This window comes from Priestia sp. JNUCC 25, from assembly GCF_053667915.1.
This window is the reverse complement of record NZ_CM132211.1, coordinates 3,334,173-3,352,245: the sequence shown is the minus strand read 5'-3', so window position 1 is coordinate 3,352,245 and position 18,073 is coordinate 3,334,173. Positions and strand designations below refer to the sequence as shown.

Here is an 18,073-nt window from a genome sequence, read left to right as displayed (position 1 = left end):
ACTGCTGTTCATTATCATACACCATGTTTGCATTTTAATAAAGATTAAATTCTGAAATTTCTTATAAATCACATATTTATTCAAATCTATTTTTAAAAGGAATTTCCGCGTTCTAACCAGAAAAATAATATATATCATTTTCTGGAGGAATACGATGAAAGAGCTAAAAAGGTTAGAACCGCTGCAAGCAGCTACACAATTCATTTTTAAACATTACCCTCATTGCCAAGGTGCATTACTCTCCGGAAGCGTAGTGAGAGGCGAAGCTACACATACGTCCGACCTTGATATTGTTATTTTTGATGAGAATTTCACCTCTTCTTTTAGGGAGTCACTCATTGAATTTGGGTGGGCAATTGAAGTTTTTGCTCATAGTCTGACTTCATACCAAGCCTTTTTTAAAAGCGACTGTAAGAGGGCTAGACCGTCACTCCCAAGAATGATTTCCGAGGGAATTATTTTAGTGGATAATGGGATTGTTCAGTCTATAAAAAAAGAAGCTGCACAATTACTAGAAAAAGGTCCGGAAAAATGGCCGGAAGAGACGATTAGATTAAAAAGATATTTTATAAGTGATGCCTTAGATGATTTAATCGGTTCTTCAAATACAGGTGAATCACTTTTTATTGCTAACACGCTCGCTTACATAACGCATGAATTTGTATTAAGAACGAACGGTCATTGGATCGGGGATTCTAAATGGATTGTACGGTCTTTGAATAACTACAATAAAAACTTTAGTAAAGAGTTTGTGGAGGCATTCGAAATCTTTTATAAAACAGGGAGTAAAGTTAAAGTAATTCAACTAGTCGATAAAGTGTTAGCACCCCATGGAGGCCGGCTGTTTGAAGGGTTTTCCTTGGGGAAAGAATGATAAAATCAGTAGCAGAGAGCTTGTTATAACCCCACTACTATTTCTTGCTAGTAGTGGAGTTGTTTTTTAGAAATATTTACGTATGCTTAAAGAGTTTGTCCGTTATCGATCGTAAACACTTGGCCGGTCACGGACTCTTGTTTTAACTGAAACAGAATAGCATCTGCGATATCTTCGGGAGAAGAAATGCGCTGAAGAGGTAAATTTCCCGCAAGCTGATACATTTTGTCTTCGTTGCCAGACCACCACCCTGTGTCGACTGCACCAGGAGAGATGCAGTTTACTCGAATATGTGGTGCCAGTGCAATCGCTAACGATTTCGTCATCGTATGAATTGCTGCTTTTGTCGCTGCATAGGGAATAGACGAGCCGATTCCAGTTGTACCCGCAACGCTTCCTACATTAACAATCGCCCCTGACTTTTGCTTTTTCATATGTGGAACGGCTGCTTTTACACAGTGAAACATACCTTTTACGTTTACATCATATAAGGAGTCCCATACGTCATCAGTTGCAGACTCTAAGTCATTCATGGGGATTTGAGCTGTAATACTAGCGTTATTCACTAATCCATCTAACCGTTCGAATTGTGCAATGGTTTGATCAATCATATTATTAACTTCGTGCTCACTGGCTACGTTCGCTTTAAAAGCAAACGCAATGCCTCCTTTTTCAGCAATCTCCTCCACAACTTTTTTCGCTTCTGTTTCTGAGGAACTGTAGTTTATCACAAGTTTTGCCTCTCTATCTGCTAACTTTAAAGCCGTTGCTTTGCCTATACCAGTGCCGCCGCCCGTAATAATAAATACTTTATTTTTAAAATTGTTCACTTCTATAAACCTTCCTTTCTCTTAACATCTTTTATTATATCTTCGATCAGAAAAAGGATATAATAGGTAATACTAAGAGCGGTATCATTTAAAATGATATCAACGGAGGAATTGAAATTGGAAAGCCAAGACTTACGAATTTTCAAATGTGTGGCAGAAACAAAATCACTATCAAAAGCTGCGGAGGTATTAGGATATGTTCAACCGCATATTAGCCAGCGGATTAAAAATCTAGAGGAAGAATTAGGCACCAAATTATTGATACGTACAAATCGAGGAGTTACGTTAACAAATGAAGGGGAAGCTTTGTTTAACTACGCCCAGCGTATTTTACTGTTAATGGAGGAAGCTAAAGCAGAAGTTAATCCGAATAAGTTTAAAAGATCCTTGATCATTGGTGCCTCGCAGACGGTTTCTGCTACTAAAGTTCCTTCTTTATTCTCATCTTTTCTGAAAGAACATCGGGATATTGAAGTTAAAATAAAAACAGATAGAAAACAAGTCTTGCAAGAAATGCTTTCGTACGGAGAAATTGACGGACTTTTTCTTAGCGGTACCTATAACGAGGCTCAGTTTGAAACGGTTTATCACTATGCAGAAAAAATGGTGCTTATCTCACCTCTATATGAAGCTCGAGAAGAAAAAGACCAACCAACGCTACTCATCAATAGTGATGGAAACTGCATCTATAGAAACAGACTATTAGAGTTTTCAAAAGAACATCATCTACATAAAGCCAACATCATGGAATTTGATTCATTAGAAGCTATTTTACAAGGCGTTCGTGATGGACTTGGAATGAGTGTAGTCCCCGCTAGTGTAGTAAAATCTCGCGGTGATATGAAAAGCATTGAATACCAAGAGCTTTCAGAAGACGTTCATATTGATTTTGTAGTAAAGAAAGGGAAGCAGCGCTCTCAAAGTCTTAAAAAGTTTATTCATTTTTTAGAGAGTTTATAAATCAAGTTTTTATCTTAAGTTCAAATCTATATGATTTGAACTTTTATTTTTGTCTACATTATGATTAAATGTTACTCCTTTTAAAATCTACTTTGATATATTGAATATATGTTTTTATAGCCGAATACTCGTCATGATTTGAAAGATAAATGGATGATATGCCAGGGACTTGTATCTTGGAGGCCGAAATAGTTTATATAAAAACAAAAGGAGTAGATTCTATGAAGGTTTCCTTTTCAAATTCTATAGAAAATGTTGAGTGGTCGAGAATGAAAGAAATTTACCGCTCTGTAGGGTGGAAGAACCATGATGAAGAAAAGGTTAAAAAAGTATTCCAATCAAGCAATGTAGTAGCGGTTGCTTATGATGAAAATAAAATAGTAGGGTTCGGCAGAGCTCTTTCAGACGGTGTGTTTAATGCTGCTATCTATGATGTTGTGGTTGACAAGCATTATCAGAATCAAGGAATTGGACAGCAAATTATAGAAAACCTGCTTGCTCAGCTTAATGATATTTCATGCGTTCATCTTGTTTCTACAGCGGGTAATGAAGAGTTTTATAGAAAAGCAGGATTTCGGAAAATGAAAACAGGCATGGCTCGTTATTTAAAACCTGCTTTAGAGGAAGAATATTTAGAATAAGTTATGTGTTAGATTGTAAACCAAGGGACATTTTAGAGTATGTACCAAATGAATAATAAAGAGAACGTAGAAAAATCTAACGTGTTCCCTTTTGGGGTGCAAACATTGCAAATCACCTCACACTTTTTGTCACCAATATTAATATAATTCTCAATGGAATTCTCTAATTAAATAAATCAATAAAAGCAGAGAAGGGACAGTAATTAAGCTGCCCCTTCACTTTAATTTCACTACCTAATCCTCATGGTTGAAGAAATTTGTTGTCTTTTATTATTGATTGTCTTCGTCGCTTTTGTACTCCAAAATATCACCTGGCTGACAATCCAAAGTCTTACATATTGCTTCTAATGTTGAAAAACGAACCGCTTTTGCTTTCCCATTTTTCAGAATGGAAAGATTCGCCATAGTAATTCCAACCCTCTCTGAAAGCTCCGTTACGCTCATTTTTCGTTTTGCTAACATCACATCAATATTAATAATAATTGCCATATCCTCCACCTCAGACCGTCAAATCATTTTCTGATTTTATGTTAATCGCTTCTTGCAAAAGCCTTTGGAGAACAGCAGCAAAAACTGCAATAACCAACGAAGCAAAAGGAATGACCATTCCAACAAATATGAGACCTGGGGCATCGTCTTTATCTGCCACGAGATAATAGACGGGCAAACCTAAGACATGCAAACTACAGATAGAAATGGCGCAGTATTTGATTCCCATTAAAATTCGAACAGACAATTCAGAGAAAGCAATGTTCTTGTCAATATAACTCAACAGTTTAACAGCTTGATAAAGGGCGAAGTAAAAAGGTAATGTTCCTCCATATAAAAGGATGAAAATGATATATTTTATGGAATGAATACCTAAGAAATCCGCTACCGCATCTGCCAGTTCAGGAACTAGAAATATGCACAAAGTGAGAACCAGAATTCCAATGAGAATAATTGCTATCTTCAAAAATAATGTGGTTGCTATCTTCATAAAAAACACCTCTCCTATATTTCGAAATGTTAATTGTTTTTTGGCTGTGAATCCATGACATTCTTTATAGGTTTTTGAAACACGTCCACAATGGCTGCGATGATACTTGTTGCCAAGATGCCCATTAGACCTAGAGATATTGGACCTGCTGCATCATCACCTGTGAATTGAGCATGCGCCCTTAAATAAACTATTGCTAACAAAATAAAGAAAATGACAGTAAAAGTGCATTTTTTTATTACCTTCAAAGATTGAAGAGATAACTCAGAGAAAGCGTTATTCTTCTCGATATAGGTTAAAAGCTTAAAAGCTTGATACCACGCCACAGAAAACGTAATACATATTCCATATGTACATACCAAAAGTGGATATAACGAATAATCACCAGGACGCTCTATAGCATCTCTTCTGGCTGCTTCAGGCAACAAAAATATACATGCGGCAAGCACTGCAATTCCAATCAGAAAAATTATTACCTTTAAGAAAGTGGTAGAACCTCGTTTAACATTCATAAAAAACACCTCACTAATAATAATACGAATTTAACATATGATTTATCGTTTTACAATAAATTATTATCGTTTTTTATTATATTATTGTTGTTATTGAAATATCCTTTTAATTTTAAACAAAATAAAAAGCATTTCTCAATACAAAGAAATGTTCTTACTTTAGAATGTTAAATTTACAACTTGTTCAACAAAACTTCCAAACAGTTTAATAAAGTGAATCAACAACGAAAGATATCAGAACCTACTTAAAATAAATAATATCCTTAAAACTCACTAAATAATTCACGGTTAAATTCAAATAACTATTTCCATATTGGAGAATTTTTATGCGAATTCCTGCTTGAATTTAAGGGGAAATAGCAAATATAGAAGTAATACCAAGCAAATAAAAAAACATGAATTCACGCTAAAAGTGCATTATGAAATTAAATTTTGCCCCTCGGAAAAGAATCCGTAAATAAAAATCTATGTCCTTTTTTCTTTTTGATGTTGAGACTATGGAATCTGTATATTTCTATTTAATAATATATGGTATTATTTTCTTTATATGGGATGTATTTAAAATGAGTATTCCGAAGGAAAATAAGCCGATTTTACTGACAGTTATTTTGATGGCGGCTGCGTTTGTTGTATTTTTTGCAAATTGGCTGTTTCCGCAAAATTCAATTTTTCCAAATGAAACCGGTGATTTGACGATGCCGCTGTGGCTGTTTTTCGCGATAGACGCTGGCTTTATTGTGGCATTAGTTTTAGGAGTCCGAACGAAAAAACCGAGCGTTGTGTGGTTTAGCATTATAGCAAACAGTATTTTTTTTATTTTGCTTTCTGGCTTAATTTTTTTACTAGCAATTGCGAATGGCATTTCTGAACCGTAAGCTTATTATTTTTATTAATGGATCGTTGCGCTTGTAACGTTTTTATCGTTAGCCAGTCCGTTTCTTTACTTTTACTTGTTTGCTTATTTGTTTGGAAGACGATTTAGTAAAAAAATTGAACGGCCTTTTAACGAGCTGATGACGGCCGCGAAAAACATTCAGCATAATAATTTGGATTTTTCGCTGTCCGTGACTCAAGACGCAAAAGAATTAAGCCAGCTGCTGCATGCCTTTGAAGAAATGCGAAAAGAATTAAAGCAATCGCTAGCTAAACAGTGGCAGCTAGAAGAAGACCGCAAAGATATGACGGCTGCGATTGCACATGATTTACGAACGCCTCTTACAATTATTCACGGTCACACCGAAATTTTAGTAGAAGGAAGCAAAAAGGACCCAGAGAGGCTTAGTCGATATTTACATACGATCTACACAAATACACAGCGTTCGATTCAACTATTAAATCAGCTGCAAGAAGTATCAGTCATAGAAAATCCAGGCTTTGCCGTAAAGAGTGAGCCTATTAATATCAACACATTTGTTCATGAGAAAGCAAATGAATTTCAGCTTTTATGTCAAAAAAAAGAGATTACATTTGTGTCGTCGCTTAGTGAAACAGAAGGGCCAAACCAATTTTACGGAGATCCTCAGCGCATTTCTCAAGTGTTAGATAATATCATCACAAACTGTATTCGCTACACGCCTGAACGCGGAGAAATAGTTTGGAATATCGTGATTCATCACAACGAAGTAATCTTTGAAATACATGATACGGGCCCTGGGTTTACACTATCCAACAAAGAACAGCTGTTTAAAAAGTTTTACAGAGAAGATGCGTCAAGGGCAAGCGGCCACGGAAACTTAGGGCTAGGTCTTTATATTGCTCATTCCATTGTGAAAAACCACGGAGGAAGCATTACGGCCGATAATAAAGAGACGGGAGGAGCGTTGTTTAAGATTGTTCTTCCGGTGGGGAAAGAAGTAAAACCATAAAAAAGAACCCTCCAAAAGGAGAGCTCAAAAAAGGGTAAGTAAGAAAGAAATGTACATGTTCCTTTGGGGAGACTGCATCTGTACAGTAAAATTTATACCCGGTATACCTCTATTGAAACGTTGAAAAATAATTCAATTTTATTTGTTTAAGAAGTCTCTCATAAATTCATTCACTTTTTCTGGCTGCTCATGTTGGGGCGCATGTCCCATACCGTCTAAGCGGTGGATCGTTACATTTGGAACGTACTCTTCAATGCCATCTAAATTACTGTTTTCAAACGCTTCGTCCGCATTTCCCCATACAATTAAAGTCGGAGACTGAAATACTTTATGCGGCAGGGCTACAGGTTTATGAACGCGCTCTTCAAATGGATAAAGAGAAGACGCACGGTAGTAGTTAAGCATGGATTTCATTGCATTTGGCTGGTTCCACGCCTCTACATATTTAGCTTCTTCTTCTTTGGTTAAATAGCCTTTTTTAATGCCCGGCTCCGTCAGCATTTTTCTTAATTTTTCACTATTATTCGCGAGTAGCTCATCTTGAGAATTTGGCTGTTGGAAAAAGCTCATATAGCTGCTGGCTTCTCGTTGAGCAGGATTTTCAGCAAGCTCTCTTATAAATGTGTAAGGGTGCGGTGCATCAAACATCACTAACTTTTTGACATACTGGGGATATGTATAAGCAAATGCCCATGCAACAGCGCCGCCCCAATCATGTGCCACTAACACACACTCTTTTTCATCAAACGCTTCAATTAACTGTTTTACATCTTCCATGAGAAGGGGCATGCTGTAAGAAGAAATTTCTTCTGGCTTATCTGATAAGTTATAGCCTCGCATATCTACAGCTACCACGCGATAATCTTTCGAAAACTCTTCTAACTGATGGTGCCACGTATACCAAAAGTAAGGGAAACCGTGTAAAAACAGCATTAGTTCGCCTTCACCTTTTGTCACGTAATGAAGGTTTACATCATTCACTTTTACATAACCATCTTTAAACATCCTACTCATCCTTTCGCTTTTAACCTTTATTATAGAAAAACTTTACTCTTTATTAGTTGAGGTATCAAATAATAAGCTTTCCTTATACAATAAATGAGCTATAAATCTCTTTTAAAACCCTTATTTTGGTTATTGTTTGTGAAATATAAATCAAGTCTTATTTTAAATAATCGTAATCTATTAGAAAAACTTGGAATTTTAAAGGTTATGTAATAAGATAGTATATGATAAATATTTCCATATATAGGAGGGGCATATGCAAAAAAAAATTCTACATACGGTGCTTTCACTTGCGGTAGGAGCAGGAGTGTTTGCTGTTGGCGGAGTTCTTACTCAAGCTAAGAGTCAAGATGAAAAGATAAGTAACACATACGCAATTGCTTTTAAAAATGGATTACCAGACAACTATCAAGAGATTATTCAAAAAGCTGGTGGGAAAGTCACTAAAGCTCTGCCGGAAGTAGGAGGAATAGAGGCTCAATCTGAACAGTCTTCTTTTCTTAACAATTTAAAAGGAAATTCTTCAATCGAAGCTGCTAACAGGGAAATTCCTCTAAGCTTGAAAAAAACAGCAGTTAGTCCTTATAACTATCAGTCTAGTATAATCAGCTCACAGAATTCAGAGAATTATTGGGACTCTCAATGGGATATTCAACGAGTGACAAATGACGGAAAATCTTATACGGTAGAAACAGGCGGGTATAAAAATAAAGATGGTAGTACAACTCATAAAGCAGTGGTAGGAGTAATTGATACCGGTATTGATGAGTCTCACCCTGATTTAAAAGATAATATACTAGGCGGACGTAATCTTGTTCCGGCTGGAATGGACGAATCGGAAACAGGGGATCCTGCAGATATAAAAGATCGTAACGGACACGGTACGCACGTTGCTGGAATCATTGGAGCGAATGGAAAAGTAAAGGGAGTGGGACCGGAACTTGGAATACGTTCTTATCGCGTACTGTACTCAGAGCAAGCTCTAGGACTGCCATCTTGGATTATAGACGGAATTATTGCCGCAACTAATGATAAAGTAGATGTTATTAATATGTCTCTTCGTTTCTATAATAATAACAAGATGACTATTGAAGGAGAAAGTTATAAATCAATCGCTGAAACGCTGCTTTGGAAAAGAGCCATTCAGTATGCCGTGAAAAATGGCGTAACGGTCGTAGCCGGTAGCGGAAACGAAAGTTTAAATTTGGATAATAAAAAGGAAGTAAACGACTTTTTAAATACCTTGTATGAACCATATGGTATAAGTGTCAAAGGGCCAGCAACTGTCGTACCGGCGCAAATGCCAGGAGTGATTAATGTTTCGGCTTCCACAAAATGGTCGACTCAGCAGCTTGCTTTCTACTCTAATTATGGAAACAGTGCCATTGACGTGGCGGCTCCAGGAGGGGATTTTGGAGAGAAATATGCCAAAACCAATGATCCTGCAGCGGCTGATCCAAGCAATTTAATTCTGAGTACATGGCCTACGTATTTAGGAACTTCCTATGAGTTAAACGCCGGTACTTCCATGGCAACTCCTCAAGTAGCTGGAATTGCAGGAGTTCTTAAAGCAGCTCATCCTGAGTATAAACCCGCTCAAGTAACAGCACGTATTAAGCAAACAGCTTTTGACTATGGAAAAAAAGGACAGGACGCTTTATTTGGTTCAGGAGAAGCAAATGCCTATAGAGCGTTAAAAGATATAAAGAACTAGCGCTTGTAATAAATACAGCAAAAAAAGCCTTTCTAAAAATAATTTTTTAGAAAGGCTTTTTTAAAATTCACCGGCCTTGGCAATTCCTAAATTAGATTCAAAGTCGGTAATGTATACACAGGCATTTGTATATTTATCATAGGAATTATAGCTAAGGTCTCTGCTTACATTATAATCTCCACTTATAGGTTTATAGAATTGAATCGATTTAATTTGATCGTTGAGAGACAAATCAAAATTATAAGTGGCTTTTTTTAATTGTTCGAGCTGCAGCTTGGTGAAACTATCGCGATGCTTTTGGATTTCATCTTGCATGAGCTCTATTTTATATTTAGATACGGTGTTGATATGATCAATCGCAGGCCCCATATCTTTTTTTATTTGTGCTTCAGAAGAATGGAAGTGTTTATCATCAAATGAATCTGACACGTTATTGCTTCCTTCCCAAGTTTTTGTTGCATCTATAACGTCATGCATATTGTTCATGAGCGTAACTTCATAGATGGTCTTGCTTGAATTAAATCTTTAATAGGATTTTACATATTCTTTTTCTGTTAATGCATCTACATCTCTTTTTAATTGCGCTATGCTTTCTTTTAGTTCACTATCACTTTGTGTTTCTATTTTTGTTGTACTACTAATAGACGCAGACAGCAGGTTAAAATCGTTTTTGTAGCTTTGAAACGTTTTATCCTCTATCTTTCCATCTTTATTAATTAAGCGTTCACACTCGTTTTCCAGGAATTTCAGCTCTATGGCCAGCTCTTTTTTTGCCTCGCTTCCATCTATGCTTTCATTGTTTGAACGTGTAGGACTGCACCCCATTAATCCAAGCGCCAAAGCTATCGTAATGGTCCCTGTTGTTATCTTGCTTATGCTCCTCATGTTGAAACTCCATTTCTATTTGTTTATTACTTACGTATAAAAACTATATCATATAAATGGAATATTTATCTTTATATACTATTAAATGTTACATTTCGTATAGATAAACTAAAAAAAGTATTATAATGGAATTCATAAAAGTAGTGCTGAAAGAAGATAAATATAATAGAAAAAAATAACCATGTACTTATACTATTAATGTGACTTCTAAAGGAGGAAATCAATATGACTGGAATTGCCAAAACCCCCGAACCGCCTTATTATGCCGTTATTTTTGCTTCTGAAAGAACAGAAGGCGAGAAGGGTTACGGAATCATGGCAGACAAAATGGTAGAGCTTGCATCTGTACAAAAAGGCTTTTTGGGAATAGAAAGTGCCAGAGATCAAGATTTAGGTATTACCGTTTCATATTGGGATTCATTAGAATCAATAAAAATGTGGAAAGAAAACTCAGCGCACCGTGCAGCTCAGCACAAAGGAAAAACAGAATGGTATCAAACGTTTTCGCTTAGAGTGTGCAAAGTGGAAAGACATAGCTTTTTTGAGATGTAGGGCGTATATGCTTAATTGTTTTAAAAAGGGGAGAAGCCGTTATGTTTTTAGCTATTATAGGATTTATAGCCGTTTTTATCACTTTGTGTTCATTAGAAGCAAAGCTAAGAACGATTGTCAAACAAAATGATAGAATCATTGAATTACTTGAGAGACAGAATAGAGAGTAAGAAAACGCTAATGAACTCAACGTTTATGATATCATCTCCTGACTTTAGTTACGGGAGACGTTTTATTTTAAGAGTGCATAAAAAAAACCTCAGTAGGAGGTCTAGTTATTGCTTTTAAAAGCACTTATAACAAGCTCATTTACTGTCGGATGTCATCTAGAGGCTGTATTAAAAGCTAATTATAAAGTGAGGTTATTATTTATCGTTTCACCAGAAAATATGAGCTCAATTTCTTTATTTCTTACTTGTGATCTTTCATTTAATCACCGTATTTTTTTCTGTACATGAGAAACGTTATTAAATATACAACTGAAATTGTCGTTAGAAACATTAACGGCGAAATGCCATTGCCATCATAAGAACTTTTCCCTTGAAAAGTCCGATAAATGGACTCTACAACATCTAAAATTAGTACACCAATAACGATCATAAATGAATATGATTGAGCCTTCGTGCTGATAAACTTCTTTCTTTCGTCACCTTTTCGCGAAGATGATGAAACAAAAATCAAAATTCCGCAAACTAACAGGATGAATGAATACACAATTTTAACCCAATCCATTTTACTCCTCCTTATAATAAATGTAAAAAGTATTTTACATTTATTATTGTAGCATCAGTTCCAAAAATGTCAAACTCTTTTTACATTGTAAATTATTTGTATGGAAGAACTGCTATAAAAAAGTCGATATCTTTAAAATGGTTTTATAAAACAAAGTCACGTTACAAAGTGACTTAAATCAACTTCACTGCTAAAATGGAAGTAACAGGAATTTTTGTGTTTCACCAACTAAAAGTGAGGTGGGTTGTTTGATTCTTCATAAAAAAGCAGTATCCCTTGCCGCTTTTTTCTTACTGCTGTTAGTAATAAGCTCAAATTACGTATTGTATCATTCCTCTTTTGGACTTCAGTCGTTGCCTGCTGATCTAACCGGAGTGGTAGTAGGTTCTATTTTAGATTTAAGCCTTGTCGCTCCGCTCTTGTTTTTAGCTTGGCAACGTAAGTTCAGCGTAAAATATTTTATCGTATTAATGGCCACAGGCCTTATTGCTGCGCGTTTTATCATTCCAAGTGAATACTTCGCTTCTTTTCAGTCGGTTATGTGGCTAGGAGTTGGCATAGAAGGACTACTTATTTTGTTTGAACTTTCACTGCTATTTATGCTAGTTAAAAACGTACCGCCTATTTTAAGAAGGATTAGATCAAGCTCTTTACCGCTTTTATTTTCCTTTTCGCATGCTATAAACGAAAAGTTTCCCAAACAACCGTTTATACACGTACTGTGTTCAGAAATGCTGATGTTTTATTATACGTTTGGAACGTGGAAGAAGCAGCCGAGTACTGAAGGGAATACGTTTACTCTGTATAAACGCTCAAGTTTTATTACGTTTCAAATTATGATTATTCATGCGATTGTCATTGAAACATTAGGTCTTCATTGGCTGCTGCATAATACGTCTATAATTCTTTCAATCGTTTTACTGATCCTTAATATTTATAGCATTGTTTTCTTCATAGGAGATATTCAAGGATTAAGGCTTAACCCTTTACGAGTGGAAGATGATTGTATATACATTTCGTTTGGCTTAGCTAAGCGTATGGAAATCTCTTTTAAAGATATTGAAGAAATAGTAGAAGACACTCACATCCTCCAACAAAAAATCCCTAACACCACGATTGAATTTATCGCACGCGATTTTGAAAAAGTTTATCCTGATCTTTTACTAATACTAAAGTCTCCAATTGAAGCGACGCTTTTTATGGGAATCAAAAAGAAATATCAGCAGGTCGCCATTCGAGTAGATGATCCTCATGTGTTTAAAAAAATAGTTAAAGAGCGTTTGGAGAAAGCTCAGCGGGATGAGTTAATCTAGAGTTCTAGAAAGATAAGGCCTTATAGAGATATCTATAAGGTCTTTTTGCTAATGATTAGCTACCGGACATAAATAGTGAAGTGTTAGCTTTATTTTAGTAAAATGGAAGTAATAGGTAAAGTGGTAAAGGGGGATAGGATATGGGGATTTTTTTTAGAGGACAAGAGAAATATTTAAACTCTGTAGAATGGTTATCTAAAAACTCAATCCATTTAAGCGAACCGACTGAATGTACGCCTCAAGAGTTTGAATTTCTCCGTCATATCGTAAAAGATAAGCGAATTGTGTGGTTAGGGGAAAACGGCCATAACATAAGAGAACATAATATGATGAAGTCAAAAATAATAGAATTTCTACATAAAGAAATGGATTTTACCGTACTGGCATTTGAAAGCGGCTTAGCCGAATGCTTCAGCGCTAATGAGTTAAAGGAAGAGTTTACAGATGAAGACTTTTTAAAAAACGCGATTTATTCTTTATGGGCAACAAAAGAAAATCTGCCTTTGTTTCAGCTAATGAAAAAATCAGATTTAAGTTTAATAGGAATAGATATTAATCCTTCTTCTAATCCTGATCTTTTCGTAAAATTTGTTCAGCAGCTGAGTTCCGTAGTGTCTGAAGACGCGATAGAAAAGATAGAATACATTGAAGCAGGCGTGTATAAATGGTACTACCAACTAGGGCAATATAAAGCGAGAAGAAAAAAAGTTCCAGCAGAAATGCTACATGAGTTTGCAGAGTTTAAAGAAAAAGCAAGCGCAGTCATAGGAGATTTAGAAGCCTCTCTACATGAAGAATACGTTTTGCGTCTTGAAAATCACGAGCTTGTACGTCAGTTTAAAATAATCCTTCGTTGCCTGCAAAATCGCTTGTATTTTATAAACCATTTTCATAACAACTACCGAACATATAAAAAAGTAAGAGAAAAACGAATGAAGGAAAATTTAGAATGGATTTGTCAAGAACTGTATCCTAATGAAAAGATTATTATCTGGGCACATAACCTTCATATTTTTAAACAATACAAAACGTTTACAGGGTTTGAACCATTAGGAGCAATTGTCTCTAATAAAATAAAAGAACAGTCTTATTACTTAGGCCTATTTATGTATGAAGGTGAAATACATACGGACACGGGACAGCCATATAAAATGGAGAAGCCGCCTAAAAAAAGTCTAGAGGACTATATGCATCAAGTGCAGTCACCGGCTTTATTTACGGATTTTTCACAGCTTGAAAAAAACTCAGGCAACAAGTGGATATTCACTAAAACCATCTTTTTAGAAAGTGGTACCATGCCAACTTTATTTGTACCGCGTGACCAGCTAGATGGTGCTTTACTTGTTGAGTCTGTTTCTCCGCCCGAGTATCTTAAACGCAAAAAAAATAAATAAGAAAACGTAATGAACAAAGAGGTCATGCACATTGAAAATCTATAAATTCAGCAAAGAACATGGCAAAAAAGTAGAAAGATATCAGTCGCATTTAGCCACTTACGTAAAAATGGCACAAACAAAGGAAGCAGCTACCATTGGCTGTATGTATATAGAGGGAGAAGGAACAGTAGGGTATCACGAAGCGCCTATCGCTCAGCTGTTTATCGTAGTCGAAGGTGAAGGGTGGGTAACAGGAGAGGATCAAAGACGAATTCCGATTAAACGTGGAGAAGCGGCACTGTGGGAAAAAGGAGAATGGCATACTTCGGGAAGTGCAGAAGGCATGACGGCGATTGTCATTCAATCGGAGGTTTTACACCCCGAAGAATTTATGGAGGCGAAAGAGCATGCTTAGATAGAGTTATCCAAGCATGCTCTCTTTTATAGGACTTTAAATTTTTTAAGCGCAAACTCAATTCCGTCTTCACCGGATTTCTTCGTAACAAAATCAGCGGCGCTTTTTAACGTATCAGATCCGTTGCCCATCGCAATTCCAAGGCCGGCTAATTCTATCATATCAATATCATTTTCTCCGTCGCCAAATGCGATGGCCTCAGATTGATGGATGTTAAAATAATGTAAAACCTTCAGGATAGCTACCGATTTTGTGATTTCTTCTTGAAGAACACTTACGACAAAAGGGTGCCACCTTTTAAACAGTAAATGAGGAAATCGCTGTGCATAATGCTCTGCGGTTTTGTCATCGGCATACAAGCACATTAAATAAATGTCTTCATCATAAATACGCTTATTCATTTTAGGATAATCATTGAGAGATAACGTTTCCTTCAGTGCTTTTAAAATATTGTCATCTTTAATCCCGTTCATGCTGAGCTCTTTTGTGTAAAATGAAAGACCGTGATTTTCTGATGCTGCGTATTCAAAAACTTCGCGCGCAACGTGCTTATCCATGGACAGCTTATGAATAACTTTTTCATTGTGTACAGTAAACGCTCCGTTCGCGGTAATGAGCGTATCTATACCTAATTCTCTAATTTCTTCACAGAGAGATAAAGGCCTGCCTGTCGCGGCTACGACTTTTAATCCTTTAATTTTTAGGCTTTTTACAATCTCTCGAGTCTTAGCGGAGATCGTCCCTTTTTCGTGGTGCGTAAGGGTTCCATCTACGTCAAAGAATACAATTTTATAGCTCATCGTAATCTCCTTATTTAAACAGCTCGATCTTTTTTTACATTTACAAATAATAATGCACAAACTAAGATAGCTGCCGCATATAAAAACGCCGAAACAACTGGTTTATGTAAAAAAGCAGTATGGTTGTATGAAGAGTCATACAAATAAAGAGCGGCTAAAAATAGAAAAGGCAGTAGTTTTTTCATGCTGTCACCTCCTGGTTTTATTATACATATTTTCCTTGGATTTGTATGTAATCTTAGTGAGAGCGATAGAATAATAGTATTTTACATAAGCAAAGAGAAAGAGAAGTGACGAGTATGACTGTACATCACTATATAGGTTCTCCTCATGAATTACCGACAGGAAGCTTTGGCATAAAAGAAAAGTTGGTGACTTTATCCGAAGTTTCTTCTTTTAATCGAAATCCAAAGAAAGAAAAGCTGATTACAATCTATGAAAAAGAAGAAGATGCGTACGGTATTAGTATCAATTACTTAACCGACGGGTACAGCGATATAAAGCATGTATTCACCTTATCATATATCTACGAATTATCTTGCGATGTGCACCCTAAATCCATGAGAGAGCTTTTTACATATATTGAAGAACACCTTATAGAAGGCTGTCATATCGAATTATATTCTTGCTTGGACGGTGATGAAGCGGAAGAAAAAGATTCAAGTCTAGATACGAGTATTAACTTAAAAACCTTGTATTTTGGAAAGCATTACAAATTAGACAAGAAGAAGTACATCTATGAATTAGGGGAAGTGTTTACATTTGAAGACAAACAATTTGTAGTGGTGGTTAAGTGAGTTGGTTAGCCTATAACTTCTGGTTAAGAGTTATAGGTTAACCGCATTGATATTTACAAAAAAGGCTTAATATACGGAAGACTTAAACCAAAATAAATAACAAACGACATCAGTAAGTAACAGCCAATAACACTTCTTCTAACGGGTTTAGAAGCTTTCTTCAACCAGCCCCAGTGCTTATCGTCATAGTCAAAAATAAAGTAATCCAAAATGACGGAAAACGTGATAATAGCAGCAATCATTAATAGGCCCATATGTATCCTCGCTTTCGATTTATGAAATTATTCCTATTTATAATAATATACCTTATTATTCCATTCATTACAAAGTGATACTTCTATAAATGGTTTATTGATACTACTATATTATGGTAAAATTCACAGAGTATAGTAGTATCATTTTTTAAAGAAAGATGGGAAGAAGTTGGACGTAGTAAAAGAAGTAAAATTATTAAAATACCAAATGAGTCTGATGAAACATATGGTTAACGCAGAGGAACATCCTTTTTTTATGTTTGCGATTGATCATGAATTTGAAGAAAATCAAGTAAATGCATTCTTAAAAGCACTAGGTGTATTTAGCCTCCGAATAAAAGGTGAAGACATTTCAGTATTGTATCAAGATGATTATTTGTTCTCTCAATTTAATCTTCCGTTAGATAACGTATATGCGTCATCACAACCTACTTTAGAAGAATTAGAATTATATGTTTCTAAAATCTTTTATCAGAAATTTGAACTAAAGTATTTATTGTACAGTTTAAAGAAGCAGTTTATTCAAACTGAAGTCTGTGATTTTTTCTTGCAGCGTTTGAAAACAGATTTGAAATAAATAATTTAAGAATGTGTTTAAACGTGGAAGTTTCAAAGGTAGAGGAGGTTAGTTGAAATGGCACGAATTATTAATTTCTGGTCATTTATCTTTACGCTACTGTGCGTTGGTTTCTTTTTCATTGCCTTTTATTATCCAGCATTATTGAATACAAATCTTTGTTTAGCAATCATTCTATTTTTAACAGGAATCGCAGGGTTCTTTGGAATAAACAATTGGGCATCGGCTCTAAGAAGTATTCTAACAGTGGTAATTAGTGCTGGGTTAATTCTAGTTACAGGATTTATTATCTTCATCGGCAATCTTTTTTCATAGTAGGTACATAAAGGTACGACTAAAGGTTCTCGTTTAGAGAACCTTTTTTAGTGCAGACGCAATTATCCAGAAAATAAAAATGAAAATATAAAAACCTTTTTGCAAAACGCTTCGTCTAAGAACAAGAAAGGAGAGGCAAAAGTGAAAGAACTGACCGTAGAATGGATACAAGTACAAGACAAAGAACTAGTTATAGATGAAATTATGGATCGACACGGACAAGAAATCCTGCAGCTTGCTTACTCATATGTAAACAGCGTAGCCGTTGCAGAGGATTTAACACAGGAGATTTTTATTAAATGCTACAAAAACCTATACAGGTATAGCGGTAAATCTAAGTTTCGAACGTGGTTATGGCGAATTGCAATCAACCACTGTAAAGACTTTCTGAAAAGCTGGTACAACAAAAACATAATACCCACGACAGATTATTTCCCAAATCATATAAGTGAAAAAGAAGATATAGAGGAAGCTGTTATTCAACATGAAGAAGATCACGAGCTGATGTCAGCTATTATGAAGCTGCCGACTAAATATAAAGAAGTGATTTACCTCTTTTATTATGAAGAATTATTGATTAAAGACATCGCGTTAGTAACCAAAACCGGAACGAATACAGTAAAAACGAGACTGAGACGTGCAAAATCACTTTTAAAAGAAATATTGGAGGAATGAGT

Annotated in this window: 26 protein-coding genes; 15 read left to right on the top strand and 11 right to left on the bottom strand. The window is 35.6% G+C overall.

Annotated features, from left to right (window positions below):
- Positions 1–154 precede the first annotated feature (154 nt).
- Positions 155–874: a nucleotidyltransferase domain-containing protein gene (locus JNUCC25_RS17430; RefSeq protein ID WP_454222223.1), complete on the top strand. Its 720-nt coding sequence runs from the start codon at positions 155–157 to the stop codon at positions 872–874.
- 86 nt (positions 875–960) lie between these two features.
- On the opposite strand, the gene JNUCC25_RS17425 is transcribed toward JNUCC25_RS17430, so the two are convergent.
- Positions 961–1,704: an SDR family NAD(P)-dependent oxidoreductase gene (locus JNUCC25_RS17425; protein WP_098660552.1), complete on the bottom strand. Its 744-nt coding sequence runs from the start codon at positions 1,702–1,704 to the stop codon at positions 961–963.
- 117 nt (positions 1,705–1,821) lie between these two features.
- Here JNUCC25_RS17425 and JNUCC25_RS17420 point away from each other — a divergent pair, with 117 nt between their 5' ends.
- Complete coding sequence (locus JNUCC25_RS17420; protein ID WP_116327198.1) at positions 1,822–2,664, top strand: LysR family transcriptional regulator; 843 nt, start codon at positions 1,822–1,824, stop codon at positions 2,662–2,664.
- A 221-nt stretch (positions 2,665–2,885) separates the two neighbouring features.
- Positions 2,886–3,305: a GNAT family N-acetyltransferase gene (locus tag JNUCC25_RS17415; RefSeq protein ID WP_013058155.1), complete on the top strand. Its 420-nt coding sequence runs from the start codon at positions 2,886–2,888 to the stop codon at positions 3,303–3,305.
- A 270-nt stretch (positions 3,306–3,575) separates the two neighbouring features.
- On the opposite strand, the gene JNUCC25_RS17410 is transcribed toward JNUCC25_RS17415, so the two are convergent.
- From JNUCC25_RS17410 to JNUCC25_RS17400, 3 genes are read right to left on the bottom strand one after another with little or no spacing between them, the layout of a single operon-like run.
- Entirely contained in the window at positions 3,576–3,794 is a 219-nt protein-coding gene (locus JNUCC25_RS17410; protein ID WP_013058154.1) for a helix-turn-helix domain-containing protein, read from the bottom strand.
- Between the two features lie 10 nt (positions 3,795–3,804).
- Positions 3,805–4,284: a DUF2975 domain-containing protein gene (locus tag JNUCC25_RS17405; protein ID WP_013058153.1), complete on the bottom strand. Its 480-nt coding sequence runs from the start codon at positions 4,282–4,284 to the stop codon at positions 3,805–3,807.
- 29 nt (positions 4,285–4,313) lie between these two features.
- A complete protein-coding gene (locus tag JNUCC25_RS17400; RefSeq protein ID WP_064471916.1) occupies positions 4,314–4,796 on the bottom strand; it encodes a DUF2975 domain-containing protein in 483 nt (160 codons plus the stop codon).
- A gap of 563 nt (positions 4,797–5,359) precedes the next feature.
- Between JNUCC25_RS17400 and JNUCC25_RS17395 the strand changes: the two genes are divergently transcribed.
- Positions 5,360–5,671, top strand: a complete 312-nt coding sequence (locus JNUCC25_RS17395) for a hypothetical protein (protein WP_013058151.1) — start codon at positions 5,360–5,362, stop codon at positions 5,669–5,671.
- Positions 5,672–5,758: 87 nt separating this feature from the next.
- The gene (locus JNUCC25_RS17390; RefSeq protein WP_454222220.1) at positions 5,759–6,661 is read left to right on the top strand and encodes a sensor histidine kinase; all 903 of its coding nucleotides are present in this window, start codon (positions 5,759–5,761) and stop codon (positions 6,659–6,661) included.
- Between the two features lie 138 nt (positions 6,662–6,799).
- On the opposite strand, the gene JNUCC25_RS17385 is transcribed toward JNUCC25_RS17390, so the two are convergent.
- Positions 6,800–7,666, bottom strand: a complete 867-nt coding sequence (locus JNUCC25_RS17385) for an alpha/beta fold hydrolase (RefSeq protein WP_454222219.1) — start codon at positions 7,664–7,666, stop codon at positions 6,800–6,802.
- 256 nt (positions 7,667–7,922) lie between these two features.
- Here JNUCC25_RS17385 and JNUCC25_RS17380 point away from each other — a divergent pair, with 256 nt between their 5' ends.
- A complete protein-coding gene (locus JNUCC25_RS17380) occupies positions 7,923–9,380 on the top strand; it encodes a S8 family serine peptidase (protein ID WP_454222218.1) in 1,458 nt (485 codons plus the stop codon).
- 60 nt (positions 9,381–9,440) lie between these two features.
- Here JNUCC25_RS17380 and JNUCC25_RS17375 read toward each other — a convergent pair whose 3' ends face one another.
- Entirely contained in the window at positions 9,441–9,809 is a 369-nt protein-coding gene (locus JNUCC25_RS17375) for a hypothetical protein (RefSeq protein ID WP_454222216.1), read from the bottom strand.
- A gap of 96 nt (positions 9,810–9,905) precedes the next feature.
- Positions 9,906–10,265, bottom strand: a complete 360-nt coding sequence (locus JNUCC25_RS17370; RefSeq protein WP_454222214.1) for a hypothetical protein — start codon at positions 10,263–10,265, stop codon at positions 9,906–9,908.
- Positions 10,266–10,490: 225 nt separating this feature from the next.
- On the opposite strand from JNUCC25_RS17370, the gene JNUCC25_RS17365 reads away from it, so the two are divergent.
- Together JNUCC25_RS17365 and JNUCC25_RS17360 are read left to right on the top strand one after the other, a co-directional pair.
- Entirely contained in the window at positions 10,491–10,817 is a 327-nt protein-coding gene (locus tag JNUCC25_RS17365; RefSeq protein WP_029323232.1) for an antibiotic biosynthesis monooxygenase family protein, read from the top strand.
- A 41-nt stretch (positions 10,818–10,858) separates the two neighbouring features.
- The gene (locus tag JNUCC25_RS17360; protein WP_255284994.1) at positions 10,859–10,987 is read left to right on the top strand and encodes a hypothetical protein; all 129 of its coding nucleotides are present in this window, start codon (positions 10,859–10,861) and stop codon (positions 10,985–10,987) included.
- Positions 10,988–11,246: 259 nt separating this feature from the next.
- Here the strand turns inward: JNUCC25_RS17360 and JNUCC25_RS17355 are convergent, their stop codons facing one another.
- A complete protein-coding gene (locus JNUCC25_RS17355) occupies positions 11,247–11,549 on the bottom strand; it encodes a hypothetical protein (RefSeq protein ID WP_328099269.1) in 303 nt (100 codons plus the stop codon).
- Between the two features lie 248 nt (positions 11,550–11,797).
- Here JNUCC25_RS17355 and JNUCC25_RS17350 point away from each other — a divergent pair, with 248 nt between their 5' ends.
- From JNUCC25_RS17350 to JNUCC25_RS17340, 3 genes are all read left to right on the top strand, one after another.
- Positions 11,798–12,862, top strand: coding sequence for a beta-carotene 15,15'-monooxygenase (locus JNUCC25_RS17350; RefSeq protein ID WP_454222212.1), 1,065 nt, complete (start codon positions 11,798–11,800; stop codon positions 12,860–12,862).
- A 140-nt stretch (positions 12,863–13,002) separates the two neighbouring features.
- Positions 13,003–14,256 (top strand): erythromycin esterase family protein, encoded by a 1,254-nt coding sequence (locus JNUCC25_RS17345; RefSeq protein WP_078082031.1) that lies wholly within the window; start codon positions 13,003–13,005, stop codon positions 14,254–14,256.
- A gap of 31 nt (positions 14,257–14,287) precedes the next feature.
- Complete coding sequence (locus tag JNUCC25_RS17340) at positions 14,288–14,653, top strand: cupin domain-containing protein (RefSeq protein WP_078082030.1); 366 nt, start codon at positions 14,288–14,290, stop codon at positions 14,651–14,653.
- Between the two features lie 26 nt (positions 14,654–14,679).
- Here JNUCC25_RS17340 and JNUCC25_RS17335 read toward each other — a convergent pair whose 3' ends face one another.
- Positions 14,680–15,453, bottom strand: coding sequence for a Cof-type HAD-IIB family hydrolase (locus tag JNUCC25_RS17335; RefSeq protein WP_013058144.1), 774 nt, complete (start codon positions 15,451–15,453; stop codon positions 14,680–14,682).
- Between the two features lie 14 nt (positions 15,454–15,467).
- Entirely contained in the window at positions 15,468–15,638 is a 171-nt protein-coding gene (locus tag JNUCC25_RS17330) for a hypothetical protein (RefSeq protein ID WP_013058143.1), read from the bottom strand.
- Between the two features lie 114 nt (positions 15,639–15,752).
- Here JNUCC25_RS17330 and JNUCC25_RS17325 point away from each other — a divergent pair, with 114 nt between their 5' ends.
- Positions 15,753–16,250 (top strand): hypothetical protein, encoded by a 498-nt coding sequence (locus JNUCC25_RS17325; protein ID WP_454222209.1) that lies wholly within the window; start codon positions 15,753–15,755, stop codon positions 16,248–16,250.
- Positions 16,251–16,303: 53 nt separating this feature from the next.
- Here the strand turns inward: JNUCC25_RS17325 and JNUCC25_RS17320 are convergent, their stop codons facing one another.
- A complete protein-coding gene (locus tag JNUCC25_RS17320) occupies positions 16,304–16,504 on the bottom strand; it encodes a hypothetical protein (RefSeq protein ID WP_013058141.1) in 201 nt (66 codons plus the stop codon).
- A gap of 169 nt (positions 16,505–16,673) precedes the next feature.
- Here JNUCC25_RS17320 and JNUCC25_RS17315 point away from each other — a divergent pair, with 169 nt between their 5' ends.
- The 3 genes from JNUCC25_RS17315 to JNUCC25_RS17305 all read left to right on the top strand — a co-directional run bounded on the left by JNUCC25_RS17315 (position 16,674) and on the right by JNUCC25_RS17305 (position 18,071).
- Positions 16,674–17,081 carry a DUF1878 family protein gene (locus JNUCC25_RS17315; protein WP_013058140.1) on the top strand — a complete coding sequence of 136 codons (408 nt, stop codon included), beginning with the start codon at positions 16,674–16,676 and terminating at the stop codon, positions 17,079–17,081.
- A gap of 57 nt (positions 17,082–17,138) precedes the next feature.
- Complete coding sequence (locus JNUCC25_RS17310; RefSeq protein ID WP_078082028.1) at positions 17,139–17,396, top strand: hypothetical protein; 258 nt, start codon at positions 17,139–17,141, stop codon at positions 17,394–17,396.
- A 141-nt stretch (positions 17,397–17,537) separates the two neighbouring features.
- Positions 17,538–18,071, top strand: a complete 534-nt coding sequence (locus JNUCC25_RS17305) for a sigma-70 family RNA polymerase sigma factor (RefSeq protein WP_078082027.1) — start codon at positions 17,538–17,540, stop codon at positions 18,069–18,071.
- Positions 18,072–18,073 lie beyond the last annotated feature (2 nt).